The organism is Pseudomonas sp. 44 R 15, assembly GCF_900004965.1.
Classification (GTDB): domain Bacteria; phylum Pseudomonadota; class Gammaproteobacteria; order Pseudomonadales; family Pseudomonadaceae; genus Aquipseudomonas; species Aquipseudomonas orientalis_A.
The window spans coordinates 108,227-126,890 of the sequence record NZ_CVTU01000112.1; the positions used below are offsets into that span (position 1 = coordinate 108,227).

Genomic DNA, 18,664 nt, shown 5'->3' on the forward strand with positions numbered 1-18,664 from the left:
TTCAAGCCTGCGTTCGGCCAGCGTGGTTTAACGGGGCGCCTGAGATCAAAAGCAGATCAAGATCAAGAGCGGCTCGCTTCGCATCGTGGTTACGTTTGGGCGCGGCTGCGTTGTTAAGTGTACACCGCCGTCTGTAGGAGCGAGCTTGCTCGCGAAAAACGTCAACGATAACGCGTGCTTTCTGAATGAGCGCGGTGCTTGTGAGTTTTTCGCGAGCAAGCTCGCTCCTACAAAAAGCCCTGACTGATTGGCGTTAGGGCAGGCCCATTTGAACCGGTTTCTTCAGGTGAACAGTGGAAACAGAAACCCCGGCACTCGGCCGGGGTTTCTTTGCATCGTTACAACCTTACTTCAACTTGGCGATCGCCGCATTGAGGGTGTTGCTTGGACGCATGGCCTTGCTGGTCAGCTCGGGGTTCGGCGCGTAGTAGCCGCCGATGTCCACTGGCTTGCCCTGTACGGCGTTGAGCTCGGCAACGATGGTTGCTTCGTTCGCGGCCAGGGTCTGGGCCAGTTCGCCGAACTGCGCTTGCAGGGCAGTGTCTTCGGTCTGGGCGGCCAGGGCCTGGGCCCAGTACAGCGCCAGGTAGAAGTGGCTGCCGCGGTTGTCGATGTTGCCGACTTTGCGCGATGGCGACTTGTTGTTGTCGAGGAATTGGCCAGTGGCCTGGTCCAGGGTTTTGGACAGTACCAGGGCTTTCGGGTTGTTGTAGGTCACGCCCAGATGCTCGAGGGACGCGGCCAGGGCCAGGAACTCGCCCAGGGAATCCCAGCGCAGGAAGTTTTCTTCCACCAACTGCTGCACGTGTTTCGGCGCCGAGCCGCCGGCGCCGGTTTCGAACAGGCCACCGCCGTTCATCAGCGGCACGATCGAAAGCATCTTGGCGCTGGTGCCCAGTTCCATGATCGGGAACAGGTCGGTCAGGTAGTCGCGCAGTACGTTACCGGTCACCGAGATGGTGTCCAGGCCCTTGCGGGTGCGCTCCAGGGTGAACTTCATCGCGTCGACCGGCGACATGATGCGGATGTCCAAACCTTCAGTGTTGTGGTCTTTCAGGTAAGCCTGAACTTTCTCGACCACGACGCCATCGTGTGCGCGCTGTGGGTCCAGCCAGAAGATGGCCGGGGTGTTGCTGGCGCGGGCGCGGTTGACGGCCAGTTTGACCCAGTCCTGGATCGGCGCGTCTTTGGTCTGGCACATGCGGAAGATGTCGCCGGCTTCGACCGACTGTTCCATCAGCAGCTTGCCCTGGCTGTCGGTGACGCGGACGACGCCGTCAGCCTTGATCTGGAAGGTCTTGTCGTGGGAACCGTACTCTTCGGCTTTCTTGGCCATCAGGCCAACGTTCGGCACGCTGCCCATGGTGGTTGGGTCGAAGGCGCCATTGGCCTTGCAGTCTTCGATGACGGCCTGGTAGATGGTGGCGTAGCAGCGATCCGGGATCACGGCCTTGGTGTCGTGCAACTGGCCGTCGGTGCCCCACATTTTGCCGGAGTCACGGATCATGGCCGGCATCGAGGCGTCGACGATGACGTCGCTCGGCACGTGCAGGTTGGTGATGCCTTTGTCGGAGTTGACCATCGCCAGCGATGGGCGAGCGGCGTAGACCGCCTGGATGTCCGCTTCGATCTGCGCCTGCTGGTCAGCCGGCAGCGCCTTGATACGGGCGTACAGGTCGCCGATGCCGTTGTTCAGGTTGAAGCCGATCTGCTCCAGCACAGTGGCGTGCTTGGCCAGGGCGTCCTTATAGAACTCGGCGACGATCTGGCCGAACATGATCGGGTCGGAGACCTTCATCATGGTGGCTTTCAAGTGAACCGACAGCAGCACGCCTTGCTTCTTGGCGTCTTCGATCTCGGCGGCGATGAATGCGCGCAGGGCTTTTTTGCTCAGCACGGCGGTGTCGATGATCTCGCCGGCCTGTACCGAGGTCTTTTCCTTCAGGACAGTGGCGGTGCCGTCTTGAGCGATCAGCTCGATTTTGACAGCGTCAGCGGCTTCGATCTGTACGGCTTTTTCGCTGCCGTAGAAGTCGCCATTGCTCATGTGGGCGATGTGCGACTTGGAGTCGGCAGCCCAGGCGCCCATTTTGTGCGGGTGCTTGCGTGCGTAGTTCTTGACCGACAGCGGTGCGCGGCGGTCGGAGTTGCCTTCGCGCAGTACCGGGTTCACGGCGCTGCCCTTGACCTTGTCGTAACGTGCACGGGTTTCTTTTTCCGCGTCGGTGGTTACGGTTTCCGGGTAGTCCGGCAGGGCGTAGCCCTGGGCCTGCAGTTCCTTGATCGCGGCTTGCAGCTGCGGGGTCGAGGCGCTGATGTTAGGCAGCTTGATGATGTTGGCTTCAGGCGTAACGGCCAGGTCGCCCAGTTCGGCGAGGTGGTCCGGGATGGCCTTGGCGCCCAGTTGCTCGGGGAAGCTTGCGAGGATGCGCGCGGCGAGGGAAATGTCGCGGGTTTCCACGGCAATATCAGCGGAAGCGGTGAAGGCCTCTACGATAGGCAGCAGTGAATAGGTGGCGAGGGCTGGGGCTTCGTCGGTGAAGGTGTAGATGATCTTCGAGCGGGTGGGCATATTCGGATTAACTCTCTTCTTTGCTGAAAGCGTGCGCAGAAACTCGAGATGCGCCGGGTGGAGCGCGTTCGTTCAAAGTCATCCATGAGCGAAATGTCGAGTGTTCTTCGCGGTGATGTTGGGTTGCATCAGTCGAGCGTCAAGCGTTTGGACTATTGTAATAGTCCTGCTTTCTGGCTGAAGGCTACTGTCTAGAGCGGTCAACCGTCGTGACTCTTTGGTCAGCGGCGGCATTATACATAGGTCGCTATGCTTACGCTGAGCCTTCATACAAAAGGTGGGTCGTCCATTGGTCTAAAGGTCGCAGGCGGGCCGGGTGCGGGCAACGTCGCACGTTGTGCTCAAGATTGGCGGTTTTCCCTTTGCTTTCAGGCTTGTAGGCGACAAGTTATGCTGTTTTCGACGCAAATGAGCATGGCGTGAGGTTTCAGTCGCCATTTATCTGGAGTAGGCTCGAACGCAGCCAGATGTTCAATCCATAGATGGAGTTCAGCATGGGATACAAGAAGATTCAGGTTCCGGCAGTCGGCGACAAAATCACCGTCAATGCAGACCATTCTCTCAATGTTCCTGACCAACCGATCATCCCGTATATCGAAGGAGACGGTATCGGCGTCGACATCAGCCCGGTGATGATCAAGGTGGTCGACGCTGCTGTTGAAAAGGCCTACGGCGGCAAGCGCAAGATCTCGTGGATGGAGGTATATGCCGGCGAGAAGGCCACTCAAGTCTACGACCAGGACACCTGGCTGCCCCAGGAAACCCTGGACGCGGTCAAGGATTACGTGGTGTCCATCAAGGGCCCGCTGACCACCCCGGTCGGCGGCGGCATTCGTTCGCTGAACGTGGCTTTGCGCCAGCAACTCGACCTGTATGTGTGCCTGCGCCCGGTGCGCTGGTTTGAAGGCGTGCCCAGCCCGGTCAAGAAGCCCGGGGATGTCGACATGACCATCTTCCGTGAGAACTCCGAGGATATTTACGCCGGCATCGAGTGGAAGGCCGGTTCGCCCGAGGCGATCAAGGTGATCAAGTTCCTCAAGGAGGAGATGGGGGTTACCAAGATCCGTTTCGACCAGGATTGCGGGATTGGCGTCAAGCCGGTGTCGAAAGAGGGCACCAAGCGCCTGGCACGCAAGGCCCTGCAATATGTGGTGGATAACGACCGCGACTCGCTGACCATCGTGCATAAAGGCAACATCATGAAGTTCACCGAAGGTGCCTTCAAGGAATGGGCCTACGAAGTGGCGGCCGAGGAGTTCGGCGCGACCCTGCTCGATGGCGGGCCGTGGATGCAGTTCAAGAACCAAAGGACCGGCAAGAATGTAGTGGTCAAGGATGCGATCGCCGATGCGATGCTCCAGCAGATCCTGCTGCGTCCGGCTGAATATGATGTGATCGCCACGCTCAACCTCAACGGCGACTACTTGTCCGACGCGCTGGCGGCGGAAGTGGGCGGCATCGGTATCGCGCCGGGCGCCAACCTGTCGGACACCGTGGCCATGTTCGAGGCCACCCACGGCACGGCACCGAAGTACGCGGGCAAGGATCAGGTCAACCCGGGCTCATTGATTCTGTCGGCGGAAATGATGCTGCGACATATGGGCTGGGTCGAAGCGGCGGATCTGATTATAAAAGGCACCAATGGCGCTATTTCGGCCAAGACCGTGACGTATGACTTCGAGCGGCTGATGGAGGGGGCGACATTGGTGTCGTCGTCGGGCTTTGGTGATGCGTTGATCAAGCATATGTAAACGGGAAGAGCAACCGGCCACTCTGATGACTCAGGATGGCCGGTTTGCCTGTTAAGGTGTTGCTCGATGCTGGTCAGGCTGATTCTTGAGCAGGTACCCTTTCTGCAGCGTCTTCAGTGGTGACGGGCGCGCTGATATTCACAGCATGCAGGCCCTTGGGGCCTTGAATAATCTCAAAGCAGACAGGCTGACCCGCTTTGAGTGTCTTGTAGCCGTCCATCTGGATCGCTGAGTAATGCGCAAAAAGGTCTCCATCTTTTCCATCTTCAAGAATGAAGCCATAACCCTTGGCGTTGTTGAACCACTTGACCTTACCACTAGCCATTCCCTTATCCCTCTGCACCAGACTCCATCACTGGAGTATCATCCCGTCTATCCGTCCTAACCCGAATAAATAAGGTTGACTGCGCGGACCTTTTTTACCCACTGTGGGCTCTATTGGTTGTAACACCGATTTGCCGATAGTCAAGGCGACCAAAGGGTTGGAGTTGAAAATCTGACAGGTCGCCCCCACCACTGTATTTGAACCACTGACGAACCTTTCTTTCCATGCATGCAAATAGCCAGATTCGACTAACATTCAATCAGGATCGCCCGGATCAGGAACATGACGACGACGGTTCTGCAGGCATTGCTGTTCAGGAGGCCAAGCCTGCTTTACAGGCGCCGCCGATGTACAAGGTGGTTTTGTTCAATGATGACTACACACCGATGGATTTCGTGGTCGAAGTGCTCGAGGTGTTTTTTAACCTGAACCGCGAGTTGGCGACCAAGGTAATGCTGGCCGTTCACACAGAAGGACGGGCAGTATGTGGAGTGTTTACCCGCGACATCGCCGAGACAAAGGCCATGCAGGTCAACCAGTACGCCAGGGAAAGCCAGCATCCGCTACTCTGTGAAATCGAGAAGGACGGTTAACGCCGACCACTTGGGTATGAGGTGAAGCTATGTTAAACCGCGAGCTCGAAGTCACCCTCAATCTTGCCTTCAAGGAGGCTCGTTCGAAGCGTCATGAATTCATGACCGTCGAACACCTGCTGCTGGCACTTTTGGATAACGAAGCTGCCGCCACCGTTCTACGTGCGTGCGGCGCCAACCTCGACAAACTCAAGCATGACCTGCAGGAGTTTATCGACTCCACGACGCCACTGATCCCCGTGCATGACGAGGACCGTGAGACCCAGCCAACCCTGGGCTTCCAGCGGGTATTGCAGCGTGCTGTCTTCCACGTACAGAGCTCCGGTAAGCGTGAAGTCACGGGCGCCAATGTGCTGGTGGCGATTTTCAGCGAGCAGGAAAGCCAGGCCGTGTTTCTGCTCAAGCAGCAGAGCGTGGCCCGTATCGATGTCGTCAACTACATCGCCCACGGCATCTCCAAGGTGCCCGGGCATGGCGATCATTCCGAGGGTGAGCAGGATATGCAGGACGACGAGGGCGGTGAGTCTTCTTCTTCAAGCAACCCGCTGGATGCCTATGCCAGCAACCTCAATGAACTGGCGCGCCAGGGGCGGATCGATCCGCTGGTGGGGCGTGAGCTGGAGGTTGAGCGCGTAGCGCAGATCCTCGCGCGTCGTCGCAAGAACAACCCATTGCTGGTCGGTGAGGCGGGCGTGGGTAAAACCGCGATTGCCGAGGGCCTGGCCAAGCGTATCGTCGACAATCAGGTGCCGGACCTGCTGGCCAACAGTGTCGTCTACTCCCTGGACCTGGGCGCATTGCTCGCCGGGACCAAGTACCGTGGCGATTTCGAGAAGCGTTTCAAAGCGCTGCTCGGCGAACTGAAAAAACGCCCGCAGGCGATCCTGTTCATCGACGAGATTCACACCATTATTGGCGCGGGTGCCGCGTCGGGCGGGGTGATGGATGCGTCCAACCTGCTCAAGCCGCTGCTGTCGTCGGGTGATATCCGCTGCATCGGCTCGACCACGTTCCAGGAGTTTCGCGGCATCTTCGAGAAAGACCGTGCCCTGGCGCGGCGCTTCCAGAAAGTCGATGTGTCCGAGCCTTCGGTTGAAGACACCATCGGTATCCTGCGCGGTCTCAAGGGGCGTTTCGAAGCGCACCATGGCATCGAGTACACCGATGAAGCCCTGCGTGCGGCGGCTGAGCTGGCGTCACGCTACATCAATGACCGGCATATGCCGGACAAGGCCATCGATGTGATCGACGAAGCGGGTGCCTATCAGCGCCTGCAGCCGGTCGAGAAGCGTGTAAAGCGTATCGACGTGCCGCAGGTCGAGGACATCGTGGCGAAGATCGCGCGGATTCCGCCTAAACACGTCAACAGTTCAGACAAGGAGCTGCTGCGTAATCTGGAACGTGATCTCAAGCTGACCGTATTCGGCCAGGATGCGGCCATCGACGCGTTGTCCACCGCGATCAAGCTATCGCGTGCGGGCCTCAAGTCGCCGGACAAACCAGTGGGTTCGTTCCTGTTTGCAGGCCCCACCGGCGTCGGCAAGACCGAGGCGGCGCGGCAGTTGGCCAAGGCCATGGGGATCGAGCTGGTGCGCTTTGACATGTCCGAATACATGGAGCGTCACACCGTGTCGCGCCTGATCGGTGCGCCTCCGGGCTATGTCGGTTTCGACCAGGGCGGTCTGCTGACCGAGGCGATCACCAAGCAGCCGCATTGTGTATTGCTGCTCGATGAAATCGAGAAGGCCCACCCGGAAGTCTTCAACCTGCTGCTGCAGGTGATGGACCACGGCACCCTGACCGACAACAACGGGCGCAAGGCGGACTTCCGCAACGTGATCGTGATCATGACCACCAACGCCGGTGCCGAAACCGCCGCGCGGGCTTCGATCGGCTTCAGCCATCAGGATCACTCTTCCGATGCAATGGAAGTGATCAAGAAGAGCTTCACGCCGGAGTTCCGCAACCGTCTGGACACCATTATCCAGTTTGGTCGCCTCAGTCATGAGGTTATCAAAAGCGTGGTGGACAAGTTCCTCACCGAACTTCAGGCGCAGTTGGAAGACAAGCGCGTGCAGTTGGAAGTCACCGAAGCGGCGCGCAGTTGGATTGCCGAAGGTGGCTACGACGCGGCAATGGGCGCACGCCCGATGGCGCGTCTGATCCAGGACAAGATCAAGCGGCCGTTGGCCGAAGAGATCCTGTTCGGCGAGCTTTCCGACCATGGCGGCGTGGTGCATATCGATCTGAAGGACGGCGAACTGACCTTCGACTTCGAAACCACGGCGGAAATGGCCTGATCGTTCTACCGCAATACAAAAGGCGCCGAGAGGCGCCTTTTTGCTGCCTGAAATACAATCTTCAGAATAATACAGATCAAATGTGGGAGGGGGCTTGCCCCCGATAGCGGTGGTTCAGCAGCAGATCAGTTGCCTGACACACTGCCATCGGGGGCAAGCCCCCTCCCACATTGGTTTTGGGTGTCAGGTAAATAACACACACACAAAAACGCCCGGCATAACCGGGCGTTTTGTATTAACTTGCTTAGCGAGCGCGGTAAGTGATGCGCCCTTTGCTCAAGTCATAGGGCGTCAGCTCGACGCGCACTTTGTCACCGGTAAGAATACGAATGTAGTTCTTGCGCATCTTGCCGGAGATATGCGCGGTTACGACGTGCCCATTTTCCAACTCCACACGAAACATGGTGTTGGGCAGGGTGTCGACGACAGTGCCTTCCATTTCGAAGCTGTCTTCTTTCGACATGCAGTAAAGCCCTCGGTATCCAGTGAATGGCCCGGTGCAACTGCGCCAGGCAAAAGCGGCGTGCATTGTGCCCGAAAAAGGGTGTTCAAGCCAAGGGGTTCTAGTTAAGCGTTACCCATCTTTGATTAATCAGCAGCTCAATGGGCCGATATTGGGTCTTGTAGTTCATCTTTTTGCAGTTTTTGATCCAGTATCCGAGGTACACCGCCTCCAGTTCCAGGCGCAGCGCTTCACCTATTTGCCAGAGAATCGCAAAGCGCCCCAGGCTGCGGCGTTCTTCGGCGGGCTCATAGAAGGTGTACACCGCCGACAGCCCATTGGGCAGCAGGTCGGTCACCGCCACGGCCAGCAACCGTCCGTCGAGGCGAAATTCGTAGAAGCGCGAAAAAGGCAGGTCACGCACCAGGAACGTGGAAAATTGATCGCGGCTGGGCGGGAACATATCGCCGTCGGCATGGCGTTGTTCGATGTAGCGTTGATAGAGGTCGAAATATTCTTCGCTGTACTGCGGCTTGACCGCGTTTACCGTCAGGTCGGCGTTGCGCTTGAGAATGCGCTTCTGGTTGCGATCCGGTAAAAACTGCGCGACCGGGATGCGCGCCGGCACGCAGGCGTTGCAGTTCTGGCAATGCGGTCGGTACAGGTGATCGCCGCTGCGCCGAAAGCCCATCTCCGACAGGTCGGCGTACACATGCACATCCATCGGCTGGCTGGGATCGAGGAACAGTGTGGTGGCCTGCTCGTCGGGCAGATAGCTGCAAGAGTGGGCTTGAGTGGCATAAAACTTCAAGCGCGCCAACTCGGTCATGATCAACCCTCGGAATAAGCTTTGAAATAAGTGTAAGCCAGGTACGCGGATGGCGCCTAAGAAACCCACGGCCCTGAGCTGGGCTGGTCCAAATGATCGCGCAGATACCCGGCGAATTCGCTGCGCGGTATGCCGCGTGCGCCCAGGCTGTGCAGATGATCATTGGGCATCTGGCAGTCAATCAGCACAAAACCCCAGGCCTGCAGTTGCCGGGTCAGCGTAGCGAAGCCGAATTTCGAGGCGTTGTCGGCGCGGCTGAACATGGATTCGCCAAAAAACAATTGGCCCATCGCCAGGCCGTACAGGCCGCCGACCAGCTCGCCCTGGTCCCAGACCTCCACGGAGTGCGCGTAACCACGCTGATGCAGCTCCAGGTAGGCGCTCTGGATGCTTTCGGTGATCCAGGTGCCGTCCGCATACGCACGAGGCGCCGCGCAGGCCTGGATGACCGCTGCGAAATCCTGATCGAACGTCACGCTATAGCGCTGTTGGCGCAATAATTTGCCCAGGCTGCGCGAGACGTGCAGCTCATCGGGGAAGATCACCGTGCGTGGGTCGGGTGACCACCAAAGAATTGGCTGGCCTTCGGAGAACCAGGGAAAGCAGCCGTGGCGATAGGCCTGGATCAATCGTTCGGCCGACAGGTCGCCGCCGGCGGCAAGCAGGCCGTTGGGTTCGCGCATGGCCTTGGCCAGTGGCGGGAATGTCAGGGTGTCGCGTTGTAACCAGGTCAGCATGGCATCCAGGCTTACGGAAGGGGAGGGGAGTGGCAGGTCGGGCGCCTGCCCCAGGACCTGATTATTGTCGACGCAGCGCCTCGGGGCCAGCGCAAATGGCCGCTCGAGCTGGTTTAGCGTGTAAGGGTGTTTCTGCAACTCTGCGTATAAGGTGCGGTCGTAATCGGGTCTGGCCAATGCAGGCCATTTGCCAAGCTTGCCTTGATTGGTAAATACAGCGCATAAGCCTTTGTCAGCAAAGACAATGCATGCTCAAATTGAACAGGCTGCAACACGTGAACGGCTCAGGCCGCCGGGTGATGGGCAAGTACGTGGCATCGCGCACGCAAACCCGTACAATGCGGCGTTCATGGCGTTATCGCCATTTCATCCATGGGTTATGCAGTGTTAAAAAGTAGATTCAGCAACATTTGTCATTTTTCAGCTGCTCGGATAGAGCAGTCGTGTGCAGTCATTCAACAGATGGACGCGCTAAAAGGCGCAGGAAAAGACCCGTTTTGAAGAAATCCGCCGCAACACCCAAAGCAGCAGTCGTGCCGGCCTGGCGTCAGCACCTGCATTACCGACTCAAGGAAGGTGCGCTGATCGCGATCGGCGCGCTGTGCCTGTTCCTGATGATGGCCTTGCTCACCTACGGCAAGGACGATCCCGGCTGGAGCCATAACAGCAAAATCGATGACGTGCAGAATTTCGGTGGCCCGGTGGGTTCCTACAGCGCCGATATCCTGTTCATGATTCTCGGTTATTTCGCGTACATCTTTCCGCTGTTGCTGGCGATCAAGACCTGGCAGATTTTCCGCCAGCGTCACGAGCCGTGGCAGTGGAGCGGCTGGCTGTTCTCCTGGCGCCTGATCGGGCTGGTGTTCCTGGTGTTGTCCGGCGCGGCCCTGGCCCATATCCATTTCCATGCACCGACCGGTCTGCCGGCGGGCGCGGGCGGGGCGCTGGGCGAAAGCCTGGGCGACCTGGCGCGGCGCACCCTGAATATCCAGGGCAGCACGCTGATGTTCATCGCGCTGTTCCTGTTCGGTCTCACGGTGTTCACCGACCTGTCGTGGTTCAAAGTGATGGACGTGACCGGCAAGATCACCCTTGACCTGTTCGAGTTGTTCCAGGGCGCCGCCAACCGCTGGTGGGCGGCGCGTGTGGAGCGCAAGCAGATGGTTGCGCAACTGCGTGAAGTGGACACCCGCGTCAATGAAGTGGTGGCCCCAAGCACGCCGGACCGCCGCGAGCAGGCCAAGGTCAAGGAGCGCCTGATCGAGCGCGAACAGGCCCTGAGCAAGCACATGTCGGATCGCGAGAAGCAGGTGCCGCCGGTGATCGCCCCCGCGCCGCCCAAGGCGCCCGAGCCCAGCCACCGCGTGCAGAAAGAGAAACAGGCGCCGCTGTTCATCGACAGCGCCGTCGAAGGCACCTTGCCGCCGATCTCGATTCTGGATCCGGCGGAAAAGAAACAACTCAATTACTCGCCCGAATCCCTGGCGGCCGTCGGCCACCTGCTGGAAATCAAGCTCAAGGAGTTCGGCGTCGAAGTGTCGGTGGACTCGATTCACCCGGGCCCTGTGATTACCCGTTACGAGATTCAGCCGGCCGCAGGCGTCAAGGTCAGCCGCATTTCCAACCTGGCCAAGGACCTGGCCCGCTCCCTGGCCGTGACCAGCGTGCGCGTGGTGGAAGTGATTCCCGGCAAGACCACCGTGGGCATCGAGATTCCCAACGAAGACCGCCAGATCGTGCGTTTCTCCGAAGTGCTGTCGACCCCGGAATACGACAACTTCAAATCGCCGGTCACTCTGGCCCTCGGCCATGATATCGGCGGCAAGCCGGTAATCACCGACCTGGCGAAAATGCCGCACCTGCTGGTGGCCGGTACCACCGGTTCCGGTAAGTCGGTGGGTGTGAACGCAATGATCCTGTCGATCCTGTTCAAATCGGGCCCGGACGACGCCAAGCTGATCATGATCGACCCGAAAATGCTTGAGCTGTCGATCTACGAAGGCATTCCGCACCTGCTCTGCCCGGTAGTGACCGACATGAAGGACGCCGCCAACGCCCTGCGCTGGAGCGTCGCCGAGATGGAGCGTCGCTACAAGCTGATGGCGAAGATGGGCGTGCGTAACCTGTCCGGCTTCAACGCCAAGGTCAAGGAAGCCCAGGACGCCGGTACGCCGCTGACCGACCCGCTGTACAAGCGCGAGAACATTCACGACGAAGCGCCGCTTTTGACCAAGCTGCCGACCATCGTGGTGGTGGTCGACGAATTCGCCGACATGATGATGATCGTCGGCAAGAAGGTCGAAGAACTGATCGCGCGTATCGCCCAGAAGGCCCGTGCGGCCGGGATCCACCTGATCCTCGCCACCCAGCGGCCGTCGGTGGATGTGATCACCGGCCTGATCAAGGCCAACATTCCTACGCGTATGGCGTTCCAGGTGTCGAGCAAGATCGACTCGCGGACCATCATCGACCAGGGCGGCGCCGAGCAACTGCTGGGCCACGGTGACATGCTCTACATGCCGCCCGGCACCAGCCTGCCGATCCGTGTCCACGGTGCGTTCGTTTCCGACGATGAAGTGCATCGCGTGGTGGAAGCCTGGAAACTGCGTGGCGCACCGGAATACAACGACGACATTCTCGCGGGCGTGGAAGAGGCCGGCAGCGGCTTCGACGGCGGCAGCGGGGGTGGCGACGATGACGCCGAAACCGACGCGCTCTACGACGAAGCCGTGGCGTTCGTGCTGGAAAGCCGCCGTGCCTCGATCTCCGCCGTGCAACGCAAGCTGAAGATCGGCTACAACCGCGCCGCCCGCATGATCGAAGCCATGGAACACGCCGGCGTCGTCACCGCAATGAACACCAACGGCTCGCGCGAAATCATCGCCCCCGGGCAGATGCGCGACTGATCCCGCGCCGCGTGGCAGCACGCGGCGCGCCCTGACTATTCAATGAGGACTCCCATGCGCATTATCCGCATGCTGTTGTTGCCGGCACTGGCCCTGACCGCCGTTTCGGCCCACGCTGACCCGGCTTCCGTGGCCAGTCTGAAGAACCTGCTGGACAAATCCCAGACCCTGACCGCGCGCTTTTCCCAACTGACCCTGGACGCCGGTGGCACCCAGTTGCAGGAGACCGCAGGCGAAATGGCCGTGCAGCGTCCCGGCCTGTTCTACTGGCACACCGAAGGCAAGGCCGAGCAGACCATCGTGTCCGACGGCCAGAAAGTCACGCTGTGGGACCCGGACCTTGAACAGGCGACCATCAAGAAGCTCGACCCGCGCCTGAACCAGACGCCGGCGCTGCTGCTGTCGGGGGACGTGTCGAAGATCAACGACAGTTTCGACATCACCTCCAAGCAAACCAGCAACGTCATCGAGTTCACGCTCAAGCCCAAATCCAAGGACACGTTGTTCGACACCCTGTCGCTGTCGTTCGGCAACGGCGTGATCAACAACATGCGCCTGGTCGACAGCGTTGGCCAGCGCACCGATATCCTGTTCTCCGGGGTCAAGGCCAACCAGCCTGTGCCAGCGTCCAAGTTCAAGTTCGACATCCCCAAGGGTGCCGACGTGATCCAGGAATAAACTCCCCAGAGGTTTCAAACGCTGCCCATGGATCTGTTTCGAAGTGACCCGATTGCCCAACCCCTGGCCGCGCGCCTGCGCTCGACCAACCTGGATGAGTACGTCGGTCAGGAACATCTGCTCGCTCGCGGCAAGCCCTTGCGTGAAGCCCTGGAGCAGGGTGCGCTGCACTCGATGATTTTCTGGGGGCCGCCGGGGGTGGGTAAAACCACCCTGGCACGGCTGCTGGCCAAGGTCTCGGATGCGCACTTCGAAACGGTCTCCGCCGTGCTGGCCGGGGTCAAGGAGATTCGCCAGGCGGTGGAAGTCGCCAAGCAGCAGGCCGGGCAGTACGGCAAGCGCACCATCCTGTTTGTCGACGAAGTGCATCGCTTCAACAAGTCGCAGCAGGATGCATTCCTGCCGTACGTCGAAGACGGCACGTTGATCTTTATCGGCGCCACCACTGAAAACCCTTCTTTCGAACTCAATAACGCGTTGCTCTCGCGGGCTCGCGTCTATGTGCTCAAGAGCCTGGACGAAGCGGCGATGCAGAAGTTGTTGCAGCGTGCCTTGAACGAAGACAAGGGCCTGGGCAAGCGCCAGCTGAGCGTCAGTGAAGAGGGCTTCAAGATCCTGCTCACGGCCGCCGATGGCGATGGCCGGCGTTTTCTCAACCTGTTGGAGAACGCTTCGGACCTTGCCGAAGACGGCGGCGAGATTGGCGTGGACCTGCTGCAAAGCCTGCTGGGCGACACGCGTCGGCGCTTCGATAAGGGCGGTGAAGCGTTCTACGACCAGATATCGGCGCTGCATAAATCCGTACGCGGTTCCAACCCGGACGGCGCGCTGTACTGGTTCGCGCGCATGATCGACGGCGGTTGCGATCCGTTGTACCTGGCGCGCCGCGTGGTGCGCATGGCCAGCGAAGACATCGGCAATGCCGACCCGCGCGCCTTGAGCCTGTGCCTGGCGGCCTGGGACGTGCAGGAGCGCCTCGGCAGCCCGGAAGGCGAACTGGCGGTGGCCCAGGCCATCACTTACCTGGCCTGCGCGCCGAAAAGCAACGCGGTGTACATGGGCTTCAAGTCGGCGCTGCGAGCGGCGGCCGAACATGGCTCCCTCGAAGTGCCGATGCATTTGCGCAACGCGCCGACCAAGCTGATGAAACAGCTGGGTTACGGCGATGAATACCGCTATGCCCATGACGAGCCGGACGCCTACGCGGCCGGCGAAGATTACTTTCCCGATGAGCTCGAGCCGCTGGCGCTCTATCAACCGGTGCCCCGTGGCCTGGAGCTGAAGATCGGCGAAAAGCTCAACCATCTGGCCCAACTCGACCGTCTCAGCCCCCGTCAGCGGAGAAAGTAGTGCTCAAGACGATTCTTGCCGTGTCCGCAGCCGGCATCGCTGGTACATTATTGCGTTTCGCCACCGGCACCTGGGTCAGCGCCCATTGGCCGAAGCATTTCTATGCGGCGACCCTGGCGGTCAACCTGGTGGGCTGCCTGATCATCGGGCTGTTGTACGGCTGGTTCCTGTTGCGCCCGGAAGTGCCGATTGAAATTCGCGCCGGCTTGATTGTCGGCTTTGTAGGCGGTCTGACGACCTTTTCATCCTTTTCACTGGATACGCTGCGCCTGCTGGAAAGCGGGCAGGCCCTGGTCGCCTTCGGGTACCTGGGCATCAGCGTGTTCGGCGGGCTGCTCGCCACCTGGGCCGGCCTGTCCCTGACCAAACTTTGATAAACGAGAGACCGACATGCTCGATTCCAAACTGTTACGTAGCAACCTTCAGGACGTAGCGGACCGCCTGGCATCCCGTGGCTTTGCCTTGGATGTTGCGCGCATCGAAGCGCTGGAAGAACAGCGCAAGACCGTCCAGACCCGCACCGAAGCACTGCAGGCTGAGCGGAATGCGCGTTCCAAATCCATCGGTCAGGCCAAGCAGCGCGGCGAAGACATCGCGCCGTTGATGGCGGACGTCGAGCGCATGGGCACCGAGCTGTCCGACGGCAAAGTCGAGCTGGACAAAATCCAGTCCGAACTGGATTCGATCCTGTTGGGCATCCCCAATATTCCCCATGAGTCGGTGCCGATTGGCGAGGACGAAGACGGCAACGTCGAAGTGCGCCGCTGGGGCACGCCGAAAGCCTTCGATTTCGAGATCAAGGACCACGTGGCCCTCGGCGAATTGACCGGCGGCCTGGATTTCGAGACCGCCGCGAAAATGTCCGGCGCACGCTTTGCTTTGCTGCGCGGCCCGATCGCCCGCATGCACCGTGCCCTGGCGCAGTTCATGATCAACCTGCACACCGCCGAGCACGGTTACGAAGAAGCCTACACGCCTTACCTGGTGCAGGCGCCGGCGCTGATGGGCACCAGCCAGTTGCCGAAATTCGAGGAAGACCTGTTCAAGATCAGCCGCGACGGCGAAGCCGACCTGTACCTGATCCCGACCGCCGAAGTGTCGCTGACCAACATCGTTGCCGGGGAAATCCTTGATGCCAAGCAATTGCCGTTGAAGTTCGTGGCCCACAGCCCGTGCTTTCGCAGTGAAGCCGGTGCATCCGGTCGCGATACGCGCGGCATGATTCGCCAGCACCAGTTCGACAAGGTCGAGATGGTCCAGGTAGTCGAGCCTTCGACGTCGATGGAGGCGCTGGAGGGCCTGACTGCCAACGCCGAGCGCGTCCTGCAGTTGCTGGAGCTGCCGTACCGCGTACTGGCGCTGTGCACCGGCGACATGGGATTCAGCGCCGTGAAGACTTACGACCTCGAAGTGTGGGTGCCGAGCCAGGACAAATACCGCGAGATTTCGTCGTGCTCCAACTGCGGTGATTTCCAGGCCCGGCGCATGCAGGCGCGGTTCCGTAATCCGGAAACCGGCAAGCCGGAGCTGGTGCACACCCTCAACGGTTCGGGCCTGGCCGTAGGCCGTACGCTGGTGGCCGTGTTGGAAAACTACCAGCAGGCCGACGGTTCGATCCGCGTGCCTGAGGTGCTCAAGCCGTACATGGGCGGCGTCGAGGTCATCGGCTAAATGGAATTTCTGCCGCTGTTTCATAACCTGCGCGGCAGTCGTGTGTTGGTCGTCGGTGGGGGGGAGATTGCCTTGCGCAAATCCCGCCTGCTGGCTGACGCCGGCGCAGTGCTGCGGGTGGTTGCTCCCCAGATCGAAGACCAGTTGCGTGAACTGGTACTGGGCAGTGGCGGGGACCTGATGTTGCGCGGTTATCAGGAGGCCGACCTCGACGGTTGCGTGCTGATCATCGCCGCCACCGACGACGAGCCGCTGAACGCGCAGGTGTCGAGTGATGCCAAGCGTCGCTGTGTACCGGTCAATGTGGTGGATGCGCCAGCCTTGTGCAGCGTGATCTTCCCGGCGATCGTCGACCGTTCGCCGTTGGTGATTGCGGTGTCCAGTGGCGGCGATGCGCCGGTGCTGGCGCGCTTGATCCGCGCCAAGCTGGAGACCTGGATTCCGTCCACCTATGGCCAATTGGCCGGGTTGGCGGCGCGTTTTCGTGCCCAGGTCAAAGGCTTGTACCCGGATGTGCAGCAGCGTCGCGCGTTTTGGGAAGAAGTCTTCCAGGGTCCGATTGCCGACCGCCAATTGGCCGGGCAGGGCGCTGAGGCCGAGCGCCTGCTGATCGAAAAGGTCAATGGCGCACCGCCTTACGCACCGGGTGAGGTGTACCTGGTGGGCGCGGGCCCGGGCGATCCGGACCTGCTGACCTTCCGCGCCTTGCGCCTGATGCAGCAAGCCGACGTGGTGTTGTATGACCGTCTGGTGGCCCCGGCGATTCTGGAGCTGTGCCGCCGTGATGCCGAGCGCGTGTATGTCGGCAAGCGTCGCGCCGAGCATGCCGTGCCCCAGGACCAGATCAACCAGCAACTGGTGGACCTGGCCAAGCAAGGCAAGCGCGTGCTGCGTCTCAAGGGCGGCGACCCGTTCATTTTCGGGCGTGGCGGCGAAGAGATCGAGGAACTGGCGGCCCACGGCATTCCGTTCCAGGTGGTGCCGGGCATCACTGCGGCCAGTGGTTGCGCGGCGTATGCGGGGATTCCGCTGACGCACCGTGACTATGCGCAGTCGGTGCGCTTTATCACCGGGCACCTGAAGAACGGTACGTCGGACTTGCCCTGGCAGGACCTGGTGGGGCCGTCGCAGACCCTGGTGTTCTACATGGGCTTGATCGGTTTGCCGATTATCTGCCAACAGTTGATCCTGCATGGCCGCGCTGCCGATACGCCGGCAGCGTTGATCCAGCAGGGCACCACCTCCAACCAGCGCGTGTTCACCGGCACACTCGCCGACTTGCCGCGCATGGTGGCGGAGCATGAAGTGCATGCACCGACGCTGGTGATCGTGGGTGAGGTGGTGGTGTTGCGCGAGAAGCTCAAGTGGTTTGAAGGCGCTCAATCTCAGGTCTGAAGCTCAAAAGCATCGGGGGCAAGCCCCCTCCCACATGGGTATGCATTCCAAGTGTGGGAGGGGGCTTGCCCCCGATGAGGCCATCAGCTCCAGCCCATGATCCGGATCAGCGCCACACACCTTTGCCACTCAACCGCGCCCGATCATGGCCAACATCAAACCGCTGCAACGGCCCCTTCGGCACAATCCCCGTCGGATTGATGGTCCGATGGCTGGCATAGTAATGCCCCTTGATATGCTCGAAATCCACCGTCTCGGCCACTCCCGGCCACTGATACATCTCCCTTAGCCAGTTCGACAGGTTCGGATAATCGGCAATCCGCCGCAGGTTGCACTTGAAGTGGCTGTAATACACTGCATCAAAACGAATCAGCGTAGTGAACAGCCGTACATCCGCCTCGGTCAGGTATTCGCCGGCCAGGTAGCGATGCTCGCCCAAGTGATGTTCCAGGTGATCAAGCTCGGCAAATACATCATCAAACGCGCTTGCATAAGCCTGCTGCGAGGTGGCGAACCCGGCGCGGTACACGCCGTTGTTCACGGCGGGGTAGATGCGTTCGTTCAGGGTGTCGATGGTCGAGCGCAATGCCTGCGGGTAGAAATCCAGGGTATTGCCGGTCAGTTCATTGAAGGCGCTGTTGAACATGCGGATGATCTCCGCCGATTCGTTGCTGACGATGCGCTTGAGCTTTTTGTCCCACAACACCGGCACCGTGACGCGCCCGGTGTAGTCAGCGGTGTCGGCGGTGTAGCGCTGGTGCATGAAGTCGAAACCGTCCAGCGCGTCGCCGCTTGAGCCGTGGGCCTTGTCGAAGGTCCAGCCGTTTTCCAGCATCAGCCAACTGACTACCGAGACGTCAATCAGGCTTTCCAGGCCCTTGAGCTTGCGCAGGATCAGGGTGCGGTGGGCCCAGGGACAGGCCAGGGAAACGTAGAGGTGATAGCGTCCGGCCTCGGCCTTGAAACCGCCTTCGCCGCTCGGGCCGGGCTGGCCGTCGGCGGTCACCCAGTGACGACGTTGCGCCTGTTCGCGCTGGAAAGCGCCATCTGCGCTACTTTCGTACCACTGGTCTTTCCAGTGTCCTTCGATCAGCAAACCCATGACTGGCTCCTTG

The 18,664-nt window shown here is 60.3% G+C and carries 15 protein-coding genes; 9 read left to right on the top strand and 6 right to left on the bottom strand.

The window, feature by feature from the left end; all coding sequences use genetic code 11:
• Window positions 1-346: 346 nt before the first annotated feature.
• A complete protein-coding gene (locus BFP93_RS22175; RefSeq protein WP_065894942.1) occupies window positions 347-2,572 on the bottom strand; it encodes an NADP-dependent isocitrate dehydrogenase in 2,226 nt (741 codons plus the stop codon).
• Between the two features lie 494 nt (window positions 2,573-3,066).
• Here BFP93_RS22175 and icd point away from each other — a divergent pair, with 494 nt between their 5' ends.
• A complete protein-coding gene (gene icd / locus BFP93_RS22180) occupies window positions 3,067-4,323 on the top strand; it encodes an NADP-dependent isocitrate dehydrogenase (RefSeq protein ID WP_065894988.1) in 1,257 nt (418 codons plus the stop codon).
• Window positions 4,324-4,396: 73 nt separating this feature from the next.
• Here the strand turns inward: icd and cspD are convergent, their stop codons facing one another.
• On the bottom strand, window positions 4,397-4,648 hold the full coding sequence (gene cspD / locus BFP93_RS22185) for a cold shock domain-containing protein CspD (protein WP_065894989.1): 252 nt from the start codon (window positions 4,646-4,648) through the stop codon (window positions 4,397-4,399).
• Between the two features lie 224 nt (window positions 4,649-4,872).
• Between cspD and clpS the strand changes: the two genes are divergently transcribed.
• Window positions 4,873-5,241, top strand: coding sequence for an ATP-dependent Clp protease adapter ClpS (clpS, locus tag BFP93_RS22190; protein ID WP_005789091.1), 369 nt, complete (start codon window positions 4,873-4,875; stop codon window positions 5,239-5,241).
• A gap of 29 nt (window positions 5,242-5,270) precedes the next feature.
• Window positions 5,271-7,541 (top strand): ATP-dependent Clp protease ATP-binding subunit ClpA, encoded by a 2,271-nt coding sequence (clpA, locus tag BFP93_RS22195; protein ID WP_065884964.1) that lies wholly within the window; start codon window positions 5,271-5,273, stop codon window positions 7,539-7,541.
• 244 nt (window positions 7,542-7,785) lie between these two features.
• Here the strand turns inward: clpA and infA are convergent, their stop codons facing one another.
• The 3 genes from infA to aat form a co-directional block, all read right to left on the bottom strand.
• The gene (gene infA, locus BFP93_RS22200) at window positions 7,786-8,004 is read right to left on the bottom strand and encodes a translation initiation factor IF-1 (RefSeq protein ID WP_002553999.1); all 219 of its coding nucleotides are present in this window, start codon (window positions 8,002-8,004) and stop codon (window positions 7,786-7,788) included.
• 100 nt (window positions 8,005-8,104) lie between these two features.
• Window positions 8,105-8,812 carry an arginyltransferase gene (locus BFP93_RS22205; RefSeq protein ID WP_065884965.1) on the bottom strand — a complete coding sequence of 236 codons (708 nt, stop codon included), beginning with the start codon at window positions 8,810-8,812 and terminating at the stop codon, window positions 8,105-8,107.
• A 56-nt stretch (window positions 8,813-8,868) separates the two neighbouring features.
• Window positions 8,869-9,549, bottom strand: a complete 681-nt coding sequence (aat, locus tag BFP93_RS22210) for a leucyl/phenylalanyl-tRNA--protein transferase (RefSeq protein WP_065894943.1) — start codon at window positions 9,547-9,549, stop codon at window positions 8,869-8,871.
• A gap of 497 nt (window positions 9,550-10,046) precedes the next feature.
• Between aat and BFP93_RS22215 the strand changes: the two genes are divergently transcribed.
• From BFP93_RS22215 to cysG, 6 genes are read left to right on the top strand one after another with little or no spacing between them, the layout of a single operon-like run.
• Complete coding sequence (locus BFP93_RS22215) at window positions 10,047-12,455, top strand: DNA translocase FtsK (protein ID WP_065884967.1); 2,409 nt, start codon at window positions 10,047-10,049, stop codon at window positions 12,453-12,455.
• Between the two features lie 54 nt (window positions 12,456-12,509).
• Window positions 12,510-13,133: an outer membrane lipoprotein chaperone LolA gene (gene lolA / locus BFP93_RS22220; protein ID WP_065894944.1), complete on the top strand. Its 624-nt coding sequence runs from the start codon at window positions 12,510-12,512 to the stop codon at window positions 13,131-13,133.
• A 27-nt stretch (window positions 13,134-13,160) separates the two neighbouring features.
• Window positions 13,161-14,483, top strand: coding sequence for a replication-associated recombination protein A (locus tag BFP93_RS22225; protein WP_065894945.1), 1,323 nt, complete (start codon window positions 13,161-13,163; stop codon window positions 14,481-14,483).
• A complete protein-coding gene (gene crcB / locus BFP93_RS22230) occupies window positions 14,483-14,857 on the top strand; it encodes a fluoride efflux transporter CrcB (protein WP_057721801.1) in 375 nt (124 codons plus the stop codon). The genes BFP93_RS22225 and crcB overlap by 1 nt, the downstream gene beginning before the upstream one ends.
• A gap of 16 nt (window positions 14,858-14,873) precedes the next feature.
• On the top strand, window positions 14,874-16,154 hold the full coding sequence (serS, locus tag BFP93_RS22235) for a serine--tRNA ligase (RefSeq protein ID WP_065894946.1): 1,281 nt from the start codon (window positions 14,874-14,876) through the stop codon (window positions 16,152-16,154).
• Window positions 16,155-17,549 (top strand): siroheme synthase CysG, encoded by a 1,395-nt coding sequence (gene cysG, locus BFP93_RS22240; RefSeq protein ID WP_065894947.1) that lies wholly within the window; start codon window positions 16,155-16,157, stop codon window positions 17,547-17,549.
• Between the two features lie 106 nt (window positions 17,550-17,655).
• On the opposite strand, the gene BFP93_RS22245 is transcribed toward cysG, so the two are convergent.
• A complete protein-coding gene (locus BFP93_RS22245) occupies window positions 17,656-18,651 on the bottom strand; it encodes a glutathione S-transferase family protein (RefSeq protein ID WP_065894948.1) in 996 nt (331 codons plus the stop codon).
• Window positions 18,652-18,664: the final 13 nt, after the last annotated feature.